Origin of the sequence: Streptomyces plumbidurans, from assembly GCF_019857225.1 — a bacterium.
GTDB classification, from domain to species: domain Bacteria; phylum Actinomycetota; class Actinomycetes; order Streptomycetales; family Streptomycetaceae; genus Streptomyces; species Streptomyces plumbidurans.
This window is the reverse complement of record NZ_JAFJSY010000009.1, coordinates 256746-273071: the sequence shown is the minus strand read 5'-3', so window position 1 is coordinate 273071 and position 16326 is coordinate 256746. Positions and strand designations below refer to the sequence as shown.

At 69.3% G+C, this 16326-nt stretch carries 14 protein-coding genes; 7 read left to right on the top strand and 7 right to left on the bottom strand.

All coding sequences use genetic code 11. The annotated features are described in order from the left end of the window. The first annotated feature begins 90 nt into the window (after nucleotides 1–90). Nucleotides 91–636, top strand: a complete 546-nt coding sequence (locus JYK17_RS08575; protein ID WP_222810124.1) for a GNAT family N-acetyltransferase — start codon at nucleotides 91–93, stop codon at nucleotides 634–636. A 19-nt stretch (nucleotides 637–655) separates the two neighbouring features. On the opposite strand, the gene JYK17_RS08570 is transcribed toward JYK17_RS08575, so the two are convergent. From JYK17_RS08570 to JYK17_RS08545, 6 genes are all read right to left on the bottom strand, one after another. After that, entirely contained in the window at nucleotides 656–2146 is a 1491-nt protein-coding gene (locus JYK17_RS08570) for a TraM recognition domain-containing protein (protein WP_222810128.1), read from the bottom strand. Nucleotides 2147–2162: 16 nt separating this feature from the next. After that, nucleotides 2163–3590 (bottom strand): ATP-binding protein, encoded by a 1428-nt coding sequence (locus JYK17_RS08565; protein ID WP_108009086.1) that lies wholly within the window; start codon nucleotides 3588–3590, stop codon nucleotides 2163–2165. 13 nt (nucleotides 3591–3603) lie between these two features. Then, nucleotides 3604–5163: an SCO6880 family protein gene (locus JYK17_RS08560; RefSeq protein ID WP_108009084.1), complete on the bottom strand. Its 1560-nt coding sequence runs from the start codon at nucleotides 5161–5163 to the stop codon at nucleotides 3604–3606. Further along, nucleotides 5160–6503 (bottom strand): hypothetical protein, encoded by a 1344-nt coding sequence (locus JYK17_RS08555; RefSeq protein WP_108009082.1) that lies wholly within the window; start codon nucleotides 6501–6503, stop codon nucleotides 5160–5162. The genes JYK17_RS08560 and JYK17_RS08555 overlap by 4 nt, the downstream gene beginning before the upstream one ends. Further along, on the bottom strand, nucleotides 6493–7290 hold the full coding sequence (locus JYK17_RS08550) for a DUF8175 domain-containg protein (protein ID WP_108009080.1): 798 nt from the start codon (nucleotides 7288–7290) through the stop codon (nucleotides 6493–6495). Before JYK17_RS08550 ends, JYK17_RS08555 begins: the two co-directional genes overlap by 11 nt. A gap of 185 nt (nucleotides 7291–7475) precedes the next feature. After that, on the bottom strand, nucleotides 7476–7784 hold the full coding sequence (locus tag JYK17_RS08545) for a DUF8827 family protein (protein ID WP_016436843.1): 309 nt from the start codon (nucleotides 7782–7784) through the stop codon (nucleotides 7476–7478). Nucleotides 7785–8202: 418 nt separating this feature from the next. Between JYK17_RS08545 and JYK17_RS08540 the strand changes: the two genes are divergently transcribed. From JYK17_RS08540 to JYK17_RS08530, 3 genes are all read left to right on the top strand, one after another. Next, nucleotides 8203–8976, top strand: a complete 774-nt coding sequence (locus JYK17_RS08540) for a trypsin-like serine peptidase (protein WP_372465003.1) — start codon at nucleotides 8203–8205, stop codon at nucleotides 8974–8976. Nucleotides 8977–9092: 116 nt separating this feature from the next. After that, complete coding sequence (locus JYK17_RS08535) at nucleotides 9093–10100, top strand: C40 family peptidase (protein ID WP_181362391.1); 1008 nt, start codon at nucleotides 9093–9095, stop codon at nucleotides 10098–10100. A gap of 168 nt (nucleotides 10101–10268) precedes the next feature. After that, nucleotides 10269–10970, top strand: a complete 702-nt coding sequence (locus JYK17_RS08530) for a phosphatase PAP2 family protein (RefSeq protein ID WP_128802305.1) — start codon at nucleotides 10269–10271, stop codon at nucleotides 10968–10970. Nucleotides 10971–11059: 89 nt separating this feature from the next. On the opposite strand, the gene JYK17_RS08525 is transcribed toward JYK17_RS08530, so the two are convergent. Further along, nucleotides 11060–12616 (bottom strand): FAD-binding oxidoreductase, encoded by a 1557-nt coding sequence (locus JYK17_RS08525; protein ID WP_222810123.1) that lies wholly within the window; start codon nucleotides 12614–12616, stop codon nucleotides 11060–11062. 319 nt (nucleotides 12617–12935) lie between these two features. Between JYK17_RS08525 and pstS the strand changes: the two genes are divergently transcribed. The 3 genes from pstS (at nucleotide 12936) to pstA (ending at nucleotide 16268) form a co-directional block, all read left to right on the top strand. Then, nucleotides 12936–14063 carry a phosphate ABC transporter substrate-binding protein PstS gene (gene pstS, locus JYK17_RS08520; protein ID WP_108009072.1) on the top strand — a complete coding sequence of 376 codons (1128 nt, stop codon included), beginning with the start codon at nucleotides 12936–12938 and terminating at the stop codon, nucleotides 14061–14063. A gap of 136 nt (nucleotides 14064–14199) precedes the next feature. Further along, entirely contained in the window at nucleotides 14200–15207 is a 1008-nt protein-coding gene (gene pstC, locus JYK17_RS08515) for a phosphate ABC transporter permease subunit PstC (RefSeq protein WP_108009070.1), read from the top strand. Next, nucleotides 15204–16268, top strand: a complete 1065-nt coding sequence (pstA, locus tag JYK17_RS08510) for a phosphate ABC transporter permease PstA (protein ID WP_108009068.1) — start codon at nucleotides 15204–15206, stop codon at nucleotides 16266–16268. The genes pstC and pstA overlap by 4 nt, the downstream gene beginning before the upstream one ends. The last annotated feature ends 58 nt before the right edge of the window (nucleotides 16269–16326 follow it).

The following is a 16326-nucleotide window of genomic DNA, read 5'->3' as shown; positions in this document are numbered from 1 at the left end:
GAGAGTAGGACGCCGCCGAACAATCATTGAGAAAACCCCCGTATCGTAAATCGATACGGGGGTTTTCTGCGTTCGGCTACCGTAACTGGTATGACCTACAAGATCCGTCCCGTACGTGCCGACGAATGGCTGGCCGCGAAGGCGCTGCGGCTCGTCGCACTGCAGGATCCCATCGCGCATCTCGCCTACCTGGAGACCTACGCGGAGGCGCTGGAGCACCCGGACTCGTTCTGGCAGGAGCGTACGGCCGGCGCTGCCGAAGGGGCTCTGGGGGCGCAGCAGTTCATCGCCGAGGGGCCGGACGGGGAGTGGGTGGCGACCCTGACCGTGCTGATGGAGGAGCCAGGGACGACGGACTGGGCCGGTTATCCGATCGAGCGGATGCAGGGGCATGTCGTCGGGGTGTTCGTACGGCCCGAGCTGCGTGGGATCGGGCTGACCGAGGTGCTCTTCGACGCCGGACTTGAGTGGGCCTGGGGGCGTGGGGCCGAGCGGGTGCGGCTCATCGTGCATGAGGACAACGGTCGGGCCCAGGCCTTCTACCGCAGGGCGGGGTTCGTGCCCACCGGGCGGATCGTGCCGCTGTCCGACAAGCTCGACGAGAAGGAGCTGGAGTTCGCCCTGGAGCGCGACTGAGCGTTGGTCAGACCGGGATTCAGACCGGGAGTTCGTCGTGCGGCCAGCGTGAGCGGCCCTGTTCCCGGGAGCGGAGCAGGGCCAGGGTCGGCAGGCCCCGCTCCGCTCCGGTGGCCAGCAGCTCCGGTAGTTGGGGAAGCGGAGCCACTGCGGCGACGTCGTCGAGGACGAGGGTCAGTGGTGGGTCGAGGCGACCGGAGGATGACCGTTCGGCCATGTGCCGGCCGCGCTCGACCACGCTTGCGACGAGGGCCGTCAGGAGGGGCATGGCGCCCGGGTTCGTCCTGGGGTCCTCGATGGATTCCCCCACCACATAAAGCGTGCCCCCTTCATGGACGAAGGAATCCAAGGCGAGGGCATCGGTTCGGTTTGGAGTGCACGCCTCGCGGATGTTGACCGTGAAGAGAGCGGCGAGTGCTCTGCTGGTCAACTCCTGTGCCATGTCGCGGCGTTCGGGGTGCGCGGTGAGTGCCGCCTCGAGTTCGCCGGCGCAGCCGGGGGCCGCCTTGGGGCTGGTGCGGAGAATGCGGACCGCGTCCTGGATCTGGGCGCCCTGGGCCCAGCGGTGGACGTGGCGGGTGGTGCGGCCGTCGACGGCGGCGGCGTGCAGATAGCACCGCAGGAGCGTTTCGGCTGTGGCGGCCAGCGCCTGGTCGAGCTTGGCCGTGGGGCGGATCGGGGCCAGCAGCGCGGCGGCTCGGGCTGTCGCGGTCTGCTTGTCCTCGCATCCGGCGGTGGGGGCCCAGTGCAGACGGGCCGGGGTGTCGCAGATGTGGGCGGGGTCGTAGAGGAGGACGGGGCCCAGTTTCGCGCGGGCGTCCTTGGTGTCCGACCAGACGGCCGGGTTCGAGGTGATGACGACGGCCGGACCCTCGGCGTCCCGTACGGCCTGCGTCGCGGTCGCCTGGCGGCTGTCCCGCGGGCCCACGACGATCCTTTCCTGGCCGCCCGCGAAGGGCTCGCCGACGAGGGGGGTGGCCGGTTCGGCCGGCGGCGCGGCTTCCCGGTCGAAGGCCGTCGGCTCCGGTGGTGCCGTCCTGGGTGTCGGTACCTCGTGGTGCGTCGGCAGCGGCTCGGGCGTGGGCTCCGGGGCCGGCGTGGGCTTCTCCGGCGACGTGGGCTTCTCGTACGACGTGGGGGCCGTGCGTCGCTTGAGTCGGACCGCGCGCCAGCGGGCGAGGGTGCCCATCACGAAGATCGTCAGGACGACCAGCACCATCAGCTGGCCGATGAACAGGCCCCAGAACAGGCCGTATCCGGAGAGCTGTGTCTTCGGTGTGGCGGGCCAGGCGCCGGGGATGTCGTGCGGTTCGCCGATGAGGTGGCGCATCGCGACGGGCGTACGGGCGAAGGTGACGTCGTCCGGCCAGCCGCCCTGCGCGAACCAGCCGGCGAGGCCGGTGGCCGACCAGACCAGCAGGGTCATGCCGAGCAGGAAGGCGAGTATGCCGATCAGCAGGCCGTCCGGGATGCCGCCCTGGCCGTCCCGTCCGCGGTCGTCCGGTCTCACCACGTCCTGCCTCCCCCTACGCCACCGTCGACTCGGACGGGCCTTCGAAGTCGCTCAGCTGCTGTTCCACGAAGGCGGCCGCGCGCTCCTCGGCCTCCAGCTCGGCGGCGCGCAGGACGTCGTCGTTCAGCTCGCGATCGGCGGACGACTCCGTCATCGCGCGGTCGGTGAAGACCAGGGGGCGTTCCGTCTCCGTGATCAGGTGTTTGACGACCTGGACGTTGCCGTTGACGTCCCACACCGCGATACCCGGAGTGAGCGTGGGGATGATCTCCACCGCCCACCGGGGCAGGCCCAGCACGCGGCCCGTGGCCCGGGCTTCGTCGGCTTTCTGGGCGTAGATGGTGCGAGTGGAGGCCATCTTCAGGATGGCCGCGGCCTCTTTCGCCGCCGCGCCGTCGACGACGTCGGACAGGTGGTGGACGACCGCGACGAAGGACAGGCCGAGGCGGCGGCCGAACTTCAGCAGGCGCTGGAACAGCTGGGCCACGAAGGGGCTGTTGATGATGTGCCAGGCCTCCTCGACGAGGAAGATGCGCTTCTTCCGGTCGGGGCGGATCCAGGTGTGCTCCAGCCATACGCCGACGATCGCCATCAGGATCGGCATGGCGATGGAGTTGCGGTCGATGTGGGACAGGTCGAAGACGATCAGGGGCGCGTCGAGGTCGATGCCGACCGTGGTGGGGCCGTCGAACATGCCCCTGAGGTCACCGTCGACCAGGCGGTCCAGGACCAGCGCGACGTCCAGGCCCCAGGCGCGTACGTCGTCTATGGCGACGTTCATCGCCTCGGCGGACTCCGGCTCGGGGTGCCGTAGCTGCTCGACGATGTCGGTGAGGACCGGCTGCCGTTCGACGATGGTCTCGTTGACGTAGGCGTGCGCGACCTTGAGGGCGAAGCCGGAGCGCTCGTCGAGGCCGTGGCCCATCGCGACCTCGATGATGGTCCGCAGCAGCGCGAGCTGGCCGGTCGTCGTGATCGCCGGGTCGAGGGGGTTGAGGCGGATGCCGTGGTCGAGGGCGGCCGTCGGGTCGAGCCGGATGGGAGTTATGCCCAGCTCTTCCGCGATGAGGTTCCACTCGCCGACGCCGTCCTCGCCCTGGGCGTCCAGGACGACGACCTGGCGGTCGCGGAAGCGGAGCTGGCGCAGCACGTAGGTCTTCTCCAGGGCCGACTTGCCGTTGCCGGACTCGCCGAGGACCAGCCAGTGCGGGGCCGGCAGCTGCTGGCCGTAGAGCTGGAAGGGGTCGTAGATGTAGCCCTTTCCGGAGTAGACCTCGCGGCCGATGATGACGCCGGAGTCGCCGAGGCCGGGGGCTGCGGTGGGCAGGTAGACCGCCTGGGCCTGGCCCGTGGAGGTGCGCACCGGCAGACGGGTCGTCTCGACCTTCCCGAAGAGGAAGCCGGTGAAGGCGTCGGTGAGGACGGACAGCGGATCCCGCATCAGAGCTCAGCCCCTACCTTCGGATGCCGGTGGCGAACGGAAGTGTGTTCACGAAGGCGCGATGGTGTTCCCGGTCGCACCACTCCAGCTTCAGGTACGACTTTCCGGCCGATGCCCGGATGGTCCGCTTGTCGCGGGCCAGGGCCTCGGGGGAGCGGGAGGAGACGGTGATGTAGCCGACGAGGTTCACGCCGGCCGCGCCGCTGGCGAGGTCCTCGCCGCGCTGGTCGAGACGGTTGTGGGCGGCTACGTCACGCGGGTCCACGGTGCGGTTCATCTTGGCGGCGCGGGAGGCCTCCGCCTCGTCGTTGGTCTTTTCGGTCAGCATGCGTTCGATGGCTACCTCGGTGGGCTCGAGATCCATCGTCACGGCGACCGTTCGGATGACGTCCGGGGTGTGGACCAGCAGTGGCGCCAGGAAGTTGACGCCCACCGGGGTCATCGGCCACTCCTTCACCCAGGCCGTGGCGTGGCACCAGGGGGCGCGGGTGGAGGACTCGCGGGTCTTGGCCTGGAGGTAGGTCGGCTCCATGGCGTCCAGCTCGGCCGGCCAGGCGTTGCGCTTGGTCATCGCCTGGATGTGGTCGATCGGGTGGTCGGGGTCGTACATGGAGTGGATGAGCGAGGCGAGCCGGCCCTGGCCCAGCGGTTGCCGGACGCGGATGTCGGCCTCCTGCAGGCGCGAGCAGATGTCGGTGAGCTCGCGGGCCATGACGACCGCGAGACCGGCGTCCCGGTCCACCTTGCGGCCGTTCTGCGGCCGTGCGGCGCGCGCCATCGCGTTCGCCTCGGCGGCCAGTTCTCGGCTGAAGTGCATGCAGGCGACGAGGTAGGCGCGGTGCTGCTCGCTGCTCGTCGACACCATGGACTGCAGTTGGTCGTACGAGCCCTGCAGCCATCCCAGAGCCTTGTCGTCGCCGCGCAGGGCGACGTCCTTGGCGTGGGCGTCGGGGTCGGCGGGCAGGGTGCGGGCGAGCATCTGAAGGCGGGTGACGAAGCCGTCGCCGTTGGCGACGTGCTTGAGCAGGGTGCCGAAGCGGTCGACGAGGGCTTCCTGGTCCTCGGAGTCGCGCAGGCCGACGCCGGGGCCCTCGATCTCGATGGCGGCGGTGACCGTCCTGCGGTCGGCGTGCAGCAGTACGGCGATCTCGTCGGGTCCGAAGGGGGCGGCCAGCCAGGTGATGCGGCCGATGCCGGGCGGGGGCCCGATCTCGATCTCGCGGCCGTCCAGGCGGGTGCCGGCCTCCATGACCCCGGAGCGGTACAGGGTGCCCTGCTTGAGGGTGCGCTTGTAACTGCGGTTGATCTCGAACCACTTGTAGAACGTGCGGTGCTTGTAGGGCACGTAGACCGCTGCCAGCGCGAGCAGCGGGAAGCCCATCAGCAGCACGATGCGCAGGGAGAGGACGGGGACCAGGAGCCCGCACATCATGCCGAGGAACGCGCCCGCGATGATCAGGACGATCTCGCCGGACTCGCGGTTGCGGCCGACGATCGCGTTCGGCCGGGCGCGGCCGATGAGATATGTACGGCGGGGCGTGACCGGATGGGACAGGTGGGACTCGGTCGTCAACGCCCTTCACCTCCCGTGCGGTTGCTGCTGCTGCTGTTGCGGTTGTTGCCGGCGTGCGGGGTGTTCACCGGGCTGGGCGAACGGGGTGCGGGTGCGGCGGAGGGGACTGCTCCGCCGCCGCCACCGGTCGGGGTGCGGGTGGAGTGGGCGGCCACGCCGCCGCTGACCGGGTTGGCCGGGCGGGCGCCGCCGCCGGAGGACGACTGGCCGCCGCCTCCGCTGTCGTTGGCGCGGGCGCTGTGGGTCTTGATGCCCTGCGCGACCATGGTGGCCGGGGAGCTGATGACGGCGGCGGCCTTGCTCTCGGCGCCCTGCATGATGCGGTTGTTGCGGCCGCTGGCGATCTCGTCGCCGAAGCCGGGGACGAAGCGGTAGATCATCGCGCTGGCGAAGATGGCGAGCAGGATGATCGCGAGGCCGGAGACGACGGCGGAGAAGGAGTCGGGGCCGCCGTCGGTGGACAGGGCGCCCGCGAGGCCGAGCACGATCACGATGACCGGTTTCACCAGGATCACGGCGATCATGATGCCCGCCCAGCGGCGGACGTGACTCCACAGGTTCTTGTCGACCAGGCCGGCGTAGACGACGGTGCCGAGGAGGGCGCCGACATAGAGCAGGGCGGCGCGGATGACGAGCTCCAGCCACAGGACACCGGCGGCGAGGATGCTGACCAGGGAGACCACGATCAGCATGATGGGGCCGCCGCCGATGTCGTTGCCCTTGTCGAGGGCGCCGGAGAACGTGCCGAAGAACGTGTCGGTCTGGTCGCCGGTGGTCTTGGCGAGGACGTCGGTGATGCCGTCGGTGGCCGATACGACGGTGTAGAGGATCAGCGGGGTGAAGGCGGACGCGAGGACCGTCAGCCACAGGAAGCCGATCGCCTCCGAGATGGCCGTGGTGAGGGGGACACCTCGTACGGCCCGCTTGGCCACGGCGAGCAGCCACAGCAAAAGGGTGAGGACCGTGGACGCGGCGAAGACGACCGCGTACTGCTGCAGGAACTTGGTGTTGGTGAAGTCGACGTTGGCCGTGTCCTTCACCGCGTCGCTGAGCTTGTCGATGGTCCAGGAGGCGGCGTCGGCGCATCCCTTGGCGAGGGAGGAGAGCGGGTCGAGGGTGGAGGTGGGGTCGATGGAGGACCCGCCGCCGGAGGACCCGCCGCCGGAGTCGCCCTCGCAGATCTGCCTGGCCTGGCCGGACAGCAGGCCGCAGTTGTCGGCGGACTTGGTGGGGGACGGCGAGGGGTCGGCCGCGGCGCGGGTGGCCAGCAGGACGGCGGCGGTCTGTACGGCGGCCACCGCGGTGGTGAGCCTGAGTGCGAGGCGACGGCTACCGGGCATAAGTGAAGCCTCCGTACTCCTCGACGGCCTTTGCCATGTCGTCAGCGCCGGAGGCCTTTTCGTCGCCGGGGACGGGCGCGGGGCCTTCCTTCTGCGTCTGGGTCACGATCTTCCAGTCACCGCCGGTCCACTCGAGCTGCATCGTGGTGGTGAACCAGCTGTTGGTCACGGGGTTGGTCGAGTTCTCCCCGGCGACTCCGAGGAGGCCGCTGCACCACACCTCGACGGTCGCGTGGCTGTCGGTGGCCGCGGTGACCTTGGTGCCGATCGGGCTCGTACGCGAGACGAACGTGGATCCCGCCGGGGCCGTGCCGTCCTCGGTCAGGCCGACGTTCTTGTTGAACTGCGGGGTGTACGCCTTGTCCAGGCTCGACACGAAGTGCGCGACCCGCGAGGGGCTGATGACGGTCTGCAGGATGGCGTCGCGCCTGACCTTGTTGAACATGTCGGCCGAGCCCAGTGCCACCGCGTAGTTGGCCGCCGCGCTCTGTGCGCCCTGCTGGTCGTGCGCGTACCCGGTCGGGATCCCCGCCGCCTTCGTCTTCACGGGGGTCTTGCCGGTGGCCGATGTCGCGGAGGTCTTCGGGTCGTTGGCGGAGGACGTGGAAGAGGAATCGTCTCCTCCACGGTTCGCGAAGGCGATCGCTGCGATCAGCAGGACGACCACGCCGACCACGGTGACCAGGCCTCTGGAGGGGGTGCGGCCGCCGCGCCGCGCGCCGCCGTACACGTCGCCGCCGCTGTCGGGCAGCCTGGTCCGGGTCTGCCCCTCGTCTCCGAGACTCATACCGCGTACGCCCTCTCCACCTCGTATACATACGACGGTAGCCGTGCTGGTTCGCGCGCGTGCGCGCTGTGGTGACTCGACATCAGGGAAATGCAACCTCAGCCGGTGGGCACGACGGGCGGGTGGGGTGGAGGGGGGCCGGGCGTGCCCGGGGCGGACCGGAGGACGTCTGCCGCGAACGGACGTTAGACGGCCATGCCGTACACGATGGTGAACAGTGTGCCCAGGGAGCCGATGATGAAGACGCCGGTGAGGCCGGCGATGATGAGGCCCTTGCCCTGTTCCGCGCTGAAGGTGTCGCGCAGTGCCGTCGCGCCGATGCGCTGCTTGGCGGCGCCCCAGACGGCAAGACCGAGGCAGAGCAGGATGGCGACCGCCATCACGACCTCGATCATCACCTTGGCCTCGTTGCCCAGGCTGCCGAAGGGGCCCCAGTCCGGAGCGATCCCGCCGATGATGGTGTTGATGTCTCCCTTGTCGGCCGCAAAGAGCATGTAAGTCACCGCCCCTGGTGGGTAGTTCCGCAGTTCCTCTGCGGGCATGCAGAGGTCGGGCTCATTCTCGCCGACAATTCTGCCGTCGTATGTCGACTTGGCGTCATTGCTTGGCGGGTTTCGTACGAATAGCAGTTAGGTCACTCTGTGTATCACGGCAGGTTACGCCGGGCAATGAGGCCTGGGCCCGGAACCTGACGTACGAAGAGTATCCCGGCAGCGGGAACGGGCCACGACTGGTCGCCGCGGCCCGGCCGGTGACGGAGAGTCAGCCCGCGGGGGCAGTGTCGCCCGTCAGCGGCTCGACGGGGATGTTTGTGCAGAGGTGTGGCCGGGGTGGCCGCAGGGGAGGCGGGGAGCGCGGTTCGACAGTACGGTGGAAGTGGTTCCCGGGGGTTCGAGGGACGGAGGGCAGTGCGTGGTGGCCGTCTCGCGCATCGGCAGCCGGTTCACCGGCCCCGTGTACGCCGTAATCGTGCTCCTGGTCTCGGCCGTCACCTCGTCCTCGCTCGCGGCCGCCGACGACGGCCCGGGCCCCTTCGGCGTCACCGTGGTCGCGGCGGCGGGCCTGCAGAACGCGAGGGTCGGGGCGCTCTTCGACGCCGACCGCACAGCCTCGCTCGCCGGGGGGCACTTCTGCACCGCGTCCGTGGTGCACAGCCCGCACCGGGACCTCGTCGTCACCGCGGCCCACTGCCTGGACGGGGACGGCGACCTCGTGTTCGTGCCGGGATACCGCAACGGGCGGGCGCCGTACGGGACATGGGAGATACGGCGGACGTTCCTGCCCGACGGCTGGTCCGAGGGGCAGGACGAGGACAGCGACGTCGCCTTCGCCGTCCTCGGCGACCGGGACGGCAAGGGCGTCGAGGACGTGGTCGGCGCGAACCGCTTCGTGACCGGCATGGCGACCGGGGCCACCGCCGTCACCGTCACCGGCTATCCCGACTCCCGCGAGGCCCCCGTCAGCTGTACCAACAAGCCGACCCCGCACAGCCGCACCCAGCAGCGCATCGCGTGCCCCGGGCTCTCCGGAGGGACCAGCGGCAGCCCCTGGGTCAACGGGGACCGTCAGGTCGTCGGCGTCCTCGGCGGATACGAGCAGGGCGGGAAGACCGACGACGTCTCCTACAGCGTGGTGCTCGGGGCGCAGGCGGCCGAGTTGTACCGGGACGCGGCCGAAGAGTCGTAGCGAGCCCTGGCCGGAATAGTGCTGACTGGCTGTCACCTTCTGTGTGATCACCCCAGATCGCGGCAGTCGCCCCTACACTGACGTGGGCGAACGGACTCCCGGGCGGCGAGGGGCGGTTGACTGTGCGTAAGGCATGGATCCTGGCGACCGTGGCCGTCGGCTCGGCGCTGTCCTTCGTGATGCTGCTCGTCGTCGGGGTGTACATCGTCGCCGGGAACCTCATCAACGGCGTGGGCGGCGGGACCAAGGCCCTGGCGAAGGGAGCCGTGCCGGCGGCGTACTCGGCCGTCGTGCAGAAGTGGGGCAACCTCTGCCCCGCCCTCAACCCCGCACTGCTCGCCGCCCAGCTCTACCAGGAGAGCGGCTTCAACCCCAACGCCAAGAGCGCGGCGGCCGCGGAGGGGATAGCGCAGTTCATCCCGGGCACCTGGGCCACGCACGGCATCGACGGCAACGGCGACGGCGTCAAGAACGTCTGGGACCCGCAGGACGCGATCCCGTCCGCCGCGTCGTACGACTGCCAGCTGGCCTCGTACGTGAAGGACGTACCCGGGAATCTGACCGAAAACATGCTCGCCTCGTACAACGCGGGGTCCTACGCGGTGATCAAGTACGGGGGCGTGCCGCCGTACAAGGAGACGCGGAACTACGTCAAGACGATCACGACGCTCGAGGAGAGCTTCGCCGCGCCCGTCACCAGGGTCGATCCCTCCAAGCAGGCCGCGGGCGCCATCGACTACGCGCAGAAGAAGCTCGGCACCCCCTACCAGTGGGGCGGCAACGGCACGGCCCAGGACAACGGGCGGTTCGACTGCTCGGGGCTGACCAAGGCCGCGTACGAGAGCGTGGGGATCACGCTGCCGCGGGTCGCCAACGACCAGTACAACGCGGGGCCGCACCCGAAGCGCAACGAGCTGCTCCCCGGCGACCTGGTGTTCTTCTCCAACGACCCCACCGACTCCCGGGCCATCCACCACGTGGGGATCTACGTCGGCGGCGGGTACATGATCGACGCGCCGCGGACCGGTGCCGTGATCCGGTTCGACCCGATCGACACCGGGGACTACTTCGGTGCCACGAGGGTCACCGAAGATGGCGCGAAAGCATTGCCCACGACCGTGTGAGCGGAGCGTGAACCCACCCCCTGAGCTGCAAGGATGAGTCTCTCTTCGATAACGTCTGAGTGATCATTCGGTGGAGTGTGGAACGTAGTAAGCGGGAGCATGCGTTCCTGTTCCATGGAGGCGTGTGCGAACGCGCCGGGCACAAGACGACGAAGGGGCCGCAGCACCATGGCTGGACTCGCCGCATCCGGATCGAACCCCGACGTCGACCTGCTCTACGACATCAACGGCCTGGCCAAGGACGCACCGCACTGGTTCGACCGGGTCATGGAGTTCGTCGGGGAGTACGGCCTGCTGGTCGCCATGGCGCTGCTCGTGCTGTGGTGCTGGTGGTCGCTGCGGCGCCAGGGCGGGGTGGACGTCGCCTCGTCCATGGCCGCCGTGGTGTGGGCGCCGCTGGCGGCGGCGCTCGCGGTTCTGGTGAACGTGCCGATAAGGGGGTTCGTCGAACGTCCCCGGCCGTTCCGTGCGCATCAGGGGCTTGATGTTCTGGTGTCCGGCAAGAACGACTACTCGTTCGTGAGTGATCACGCGACGATCACCATGGCGCTGGGGGTCGGACTGTTCGTCGCCAGCCGGAAGCTGGGGCTGGTGGGGATCGGGCTGGCTCTGTTGGAAGGGTTCTGCCGGGTGTACATGGGGGTGCACTACCCGACGGATGTGGTGGGGGGGTTTGCGCTGGGGACGGCGGTGGCGTTGTTGTTGTCGCCGGTTGCCATGGCGCTGCTCACGCCGTTGGTCGGAGCGGTGGAGAGGTCTTCTTGGGGCGGGCGGCTGGTGAGGTCGCGGTCGCGGTCTGCGAAGGGCGCGATTGTTCCGGGGGCCCGGTCTGAGCTTGCTGGGGCTGCAGAGCGGGATCTCGCCGCCTGATCAGCCCGGCGGGGGTTGGTTGGCGGGTGCGGGTTCGTTGTGGTTTCTCGCGCAGTTCCCCGCGCCCCTGAAAACCCTGCAGTGGGGCCCTACAGGGACTGCGGGTAGGCGAAGAAACCCGTTGGGTCGTACTGCTTCTTCACTGTTGTCAGGCGGGCGGACGCTTCGCCGTAGTAGGCCTTGCGCCAGTTTTTGAGGGTGGGGTCCGTGTAGTTCTGGTAGGCGGCGCCGGAGGCGTGCGGGGTCATGGCGTTGTGGGCCGTGGTCAGCCAGGACTGGGCTGTGGTGCCGGGGCGCCAGGAGGCGATGTACTGGGCGAGCATCCGGGAGCGGCGGTGGACGAAGGCCGTGGCTGTGGGGGAGACGCGGTTGACGGCGCCGCCGAGGGCGGTCAGCGCGATGCTGCCGGAGCCGCCGCGCACCGAGCTGATCTGCTTGAGCAGGGTCTGGATGCCGGTGGCTGAGAGGGAGCGGTCGAAGAAGTCCGAGCGGGCCGCGTAGGTCTCGCGTTGGAGGGCGCCCTGGGCGGAGCGGCCGGGGGTGGTGCCGGGGAGGTGGCACTGCGCCTGGGAGGAGAACGAGGAGCAGCCGGCGTAGATCTCCATGGCCTCCTCGTAGCCGCGGCGGCGCAGCGAGACGCTGGTGGCGTTCGCGCCGACCTTGTCGGCCAGGCGGTCCACCGCGTTCTTCAGCTCGCCGTAGGTGCCGATGGAGAAGCAGGCGACGGAGACGGTCGGGGTGCCGCCCGCGGCGTTCTCCAGATGCAGGGAGGACCAGATCTCGTCCGGCTGGGACGGGCCCCACTCCTGCCAGGCCCTGAGCACCGCGGCCGCCTTGGACCAGGGCCAGGTGAGATAGCCGGTGACCGCCTGCGGGGCCGGGTGGGTCTTGAAGTGCAGTTCGGTCACGACGCCGAAGTTGCCGTTGCCGGCGCCGCGCAGGGCCCAGAACAGGTCCTTGTTCTCGGTGGCGTCGGCGACCACCTGCTTGCCGTCCGCCGTGATCAGCGTGGCCCGGGTGAGGCTGTCGCAGGTCAGGCCGTAGGCCCGGGAGACCACGCCGTGGCCGCCGCCCAGGACCAGTCCGGAGACGCCGACGGTGGGGCAGGAGCCGGCGGGTATGGTCACGCCCTTCGCGGCGAGGCCCCGGTAGACGTCGATCAGCTTGGCACCGGCGCCGACGACGGCCTGGCCGCCGCTGACCCGTATCTGCTTCAGCTTCGAGACGTCCACGATCAGCTTGCCGTTGCCGGAGGACCAGCCCGCGTAGGAGTGGCCGCCGTTGCGTATCGCGACCTGGAGGTGGTGGGCGCGGGCGTACGCCAGGGTGGTACGGATGTCGTCGGCGTGGGCGACGTAGGCGACGGCCGCCGGCTTGAGGTTGTCGAAGCGGGTGTTGTAGAGCTGGTGGGCCGCGGCCCAGATCGCGTCTCCCGGGCGTACCAGGCTGCCGTCGAGGTCGTGGGCGAGGGCCGTCCAGTTCGCGGGGGCGGCCAGGGCTCCGGTGGACCGGACCGACGTACCGGTGGACGATGAGGAGGACGCCGGACTGCTCGCGTCCGCGTCGGCGGATCCGCCCTTGCACGCGGCCGTGGCGACCGCGGCGATGACGGCCGCGCCGCCGCCCATGAACGTACGCCGTTCCATGCTGTGCCTCCCGATAGCTCTCGGGGAACGAGACGGCTCGCCGGTCCCAGGGGTTCCAGGGGGAGGTGTCACACCTGTGTCACCGTGAACCGGGATCCGAGTGTGCTCTGCCCGTGAGCGTTCCGTGACCTAACCACAAAGTCTGCAGGGGTTCACCCTGCGTTCATTTGCGGCCATCGGCGGCTTCACCTGATCTGCCTAATTTCGGCCTTACGCGATGCGGGTCGCCCTACGACGGAGGCGGCCCGGACTCGCCGTGGTATCTCGACTTCGCACGCCGCCGATTCAGGACGGCGGCTCCTGGAAGGAACTCTTTCAAGTGAAGCTTCAGCGCATGAATCGGCGGGCCATCGCCCTCGGTGCCATCGCCGCGTCGAGCGCCCTGGTCCTCACGGCGTGCGGCTCGGACGACACCAGCGGCGGCGACGGCGGCGGCAGCGCCTCGTCCACGGGCGCCGCCAGCTCGATCAAGTGCGACGACGCCAAGGGCCAGCTGCTCTCCGACGGCTCGTCCGCGCAGAAGAACGCCATCGACGCGTGGGTCGCGCAGTTCTCCAAGGCCTGTGGCGTTCAGATCAACTACAAGGCCGGCGGTTCCGGTGCGGGTGTCACCTCCTTCACCCAGGGTCAGCTGGCCTTCGCCGGCTCCGACTCGGCGCTGAAGCCCGAAGAGGTCACCGCCTCCAAGAAGGTCTGCTCCGGCGGCCAGGGCATCGACCTGCCGATGGTCGGCGGCCCGATCGCGGTCGGCTACAACCTCTCCGGCGTGGACAACCTGGTCCTGGACGCCCCGACCCTCGCGAAGATCTTCGACAGCAAGATCACCAACTGGAACGACGAGGCGATCAAGAAGCTGAACCCCGACGCGAAGCTTCCCGACCTCAAGATCCAGGCGTTCCACCGCTCGGACGAGTCCGGCACCACGGACAACTTCACCAAGTACCTCAAGGCCACCGACCCGACCGACTGGAAGTACTCGGGCGGCAAGGCCTGGCAGGCCAAGGGCGGTCAGTCCGCCGCGCAGTCCTCGGGCGTGGCCGCCCAGGTCAAGCAGACCAACGGCGCCATCGGCTACTTCGAGCTCTCCTACGTCGCCGACGGCATGAAGGCCGTCAGCATCAACACGGGCGCCAGCGCGCCGGTGGCCCCGAGCAGCGACGCCGCCTCCAAGGCGATCGCCGACGCCAAGATCGTGGGCACGGGCAAGGACCTGTCCCTCGAGCTGAACTACGCCACCAAGGCCGACGGCGCCTACCCGATCACCCTGGTCACCTACGAGATCGCCTGTGACAAGGGCAACAAGGCCGACACCCTCCCCGCGACCAAGGCGTTCCTGCGCTACATCGCCTCCGAGGACGGCCAGGGCATGCTCTCGGGTCTGAAGTACGCCCCGATGCCCGCCGACATCATCGCCAAGGTCCGCACCACCATCGAGGGCCTGAGCTGACTTGCGGGTGCGGTCCGGTCCCGGGATCGAAGCCGGGACCGGACCGCACCGTCCGGTGCACCGCCGCCATGAGCCGTATGACCTACGGCTTCGCAGAGCCGCGCCGAGCGCACGGTTCCGCAGACCGGAGAACCCGATGGAATCCTCAACGCAGATAGCCGACACCCCACCTCCCGCACCCCAGCCCTCCGCCACCGAACAAAAGCGCGCGTCGCGGGGTGCCACCCGGCCCGGTGACCGGATCTTCCTCGGTCTCTCCCGCGGGTCGGGCATCCTGCTGCTGGTGATCATGGCCGCGATCGCGGTCTTCCTCACCTATCGCGCGTATCTCGCGATCAGCAAGGACCACTCCAACTTCCTGACCACCTTCGAGTGGAACACCAACATCCACCCGGCGTCCTTCGGCATCGCGGTGCTGGCCTACGGCACGGTGATCTCCTCGATCATCGCCATGGTCATCGCGGTCCCGATCGCGGTGGCCATCGCGCTGTTCCTCACGCACTACGCGCCGCGCCGCCTGGCCGGCCCCATCGCGTACGTGATCGACCTGCTCGCCGCCGTGCCGTCCATCGTCTACGGCCTGTGGGGCGCGCTGATCCTCGTACCGCACATGAACGGCCTCTTCGGCTGGCTGAACGACTACTTCTCCTGGACCGGCCTGTTCTCCTGGGACGAGGGCGCCCCGCGCTCGATGCTCACCGTCGGCATCCTGCTCGCAATCATGATCCTGCCGGTCATCACCAATGTGAGCCGCGAGGTCTTCCGGCAGGCTCCGCGGATGATCGAGGAGGCGGCCCTGGCCCTCGGCGCCACGCGCTGGGAGGTCATCCGCATGGCCGTCCTGCCCTTCGGCCGTTCCGGCGTGATCTCCGCCTCGATGCTCGGCCTCGGCCGTGCGCTCGGCGAGACCATGGCCGTCGCGACCGTGCTCTCCCCGGACTTCCTGATCCACGCCAGCCTGCTCAACCCGGGCGGCGGCACCTTCGCCCAGAACATCGCCAGCAAGTTCGGCGAGGCGGACGAGTTCGGCCGTGACGCGCTGATCGCCTCCGGTCTGGTCCTGTTCGTCATCACCCTGCTGGTCAACGGCGCGGCCCGCATGATCATCGCCCGCCGCAAGGAGTACTCGGGGGCCAACGCATGAGCCACGCAGCAGCCGTCACCGAACAGCGCTCCAGCACCCTGCGCGGCGCCGCCCTGCCGAAGTGGTCGCCGTGGGCGATCGCCGCCGGGTCCGTGGCCGTGGCCGTGGGCATCGGCCTGGCCGCCGGTCTCGACAGCAAGATCCAGTGGGGTCTGATCGCCGCACTGCTCTTCCTCGTCGGCACCTACGTCATCGCCGCGAGCGTCGAGGGGCGCCGGCAGGCCAAGGACCGTATCGCGACCGGACTGGTCTGGACGGCCTTCCTGATCGCCGTCGTACCGCTGGTCTCCCTGATCTGGACGACCGTCGCCCGCGGTGTCAAGGTCCTCGACCTCTACTTCCTGACCCACTCGATGGGCATCGTCGCCGACTCCCAGCCGGGCGGTGGCATCTACCACGCCATCATCGGCAGCATCGAGCAGGTCGGACTCGCCACGGTCATCGCGGCGCCGATCGGTGTGCTCACGGCGATCTACCTCGTCGAGTACGGCCGCGGCGGGCTCGCCCGCTCGGTCACCTTCTTCGTCGACGTCATGACGGGCATCCCGTCGATCGTCGCGGGTCTGTTCATCCTGTCGCTGATGCTGATCTTCGACATGGAGCCGTTCGGCTTCGCGGGCTCGCTGGCCCTGGCCATCCTGATGATGCCGATCGTGGTCCGCTCCACCGAGGAGATGCTCAAGCTCGTCTCGAACGAGCTGCGCGAGGCGTCCCTCGCGCTCGGCGTCCCGAAGTGGCGCACCATCCTCAAGGTGGTCCTGCCGACCTCGATCGGCGGCATCACGACCGGCATCATGCTGGCCGTCGCCCGTATCGCGGGTGAGACCGCTCCGGTGCTGCTGCTCGTGTTCGGGAACCGGTTCATCAACAACAACCCGTTCGACGGCGCGCAGCAGTCGCTGCCGCTGTACATCTACCAGCAGTACGCGAACAGCGCTGGTGCGAACGCGGCGTACGACCGGGCGTGGGCGGCCTCGCTCACCCTGATCGCCTTCGTGATGATCCTGAACCTGGTGGCCCGGGCGATCGCCCGCTGGAAGGCCCCGAAGACCGGTCGCTGAGGCGACACTCCGCGGCTCCGCCGGGCGGGGCCGACCGGCGACTGAAGAATTCTGGATG

Bases quoted from the DNA above. Each gene is read 5' to 3' on its own strand.
- JYK17_RS08550 (WP_108009080.1), bottom strand. From the start codon at position 7,290: ATGAGTCTCGGAGACGAGGGGCAGACCCGGACCAGGCTGCCCGACAGC.
- JYK17_RS08530 (WP_128802305.1), top strand. From the start codon at position 10,269: ATGGCTGGACTCGCCGCATCCGGATCGAACCCCGACGTCGACCTGCTC.
- JYK17_RS08545 (WP_016436843.1), bottom strand. From the start codon at position 7,784: ATGCTCTTTGCGGCCGACAAGGGAGACATCAACACCATCATCGGCGGG.
- JYK17_RS08575 (WP_222810124.1), top strand. From the start codon at position 91: ATGACCTACAAGATCCGTCCCGTACGTGCCGACGAATGGCTGGCCGCG.
- JYK17_RS08525 (WP_222810123.1), bottom strand. From the start codon at position 12,616: ATGGAACGGCGTACGTTCATGGGCGGCGGCGCGGCCGTCATCGCCGCG.
- JYK17_RS08565 (WP_108009086.1), bottom strand. From the start codon at position 3,590: ATGCGGGATCCGCTGTCCGTCCTCACCGACGCCTTCACCGGCTTCCTC.
- pstC (WP_108009070.1), top strand. From the start codon at position 14,200: ATGGAATCCTCAACGCAGATAGCCGACACCCCACCTCCCGCACCCCAG.
- JYK17_RS08555 (WP_108009082.1), bottom strand. From the start codon at position 6,503: ATGCCCGGTAGCCGTCGCCTCGCACTCAGGCTCACCACCGCGGTGGCC.
- pstA (WP_108009068.1), top strand. From the start codon at position 15,204: ATGAGCCACGCAGCAGCCGTCACCGAACAGCGCTCCAGCACCCTGCGC.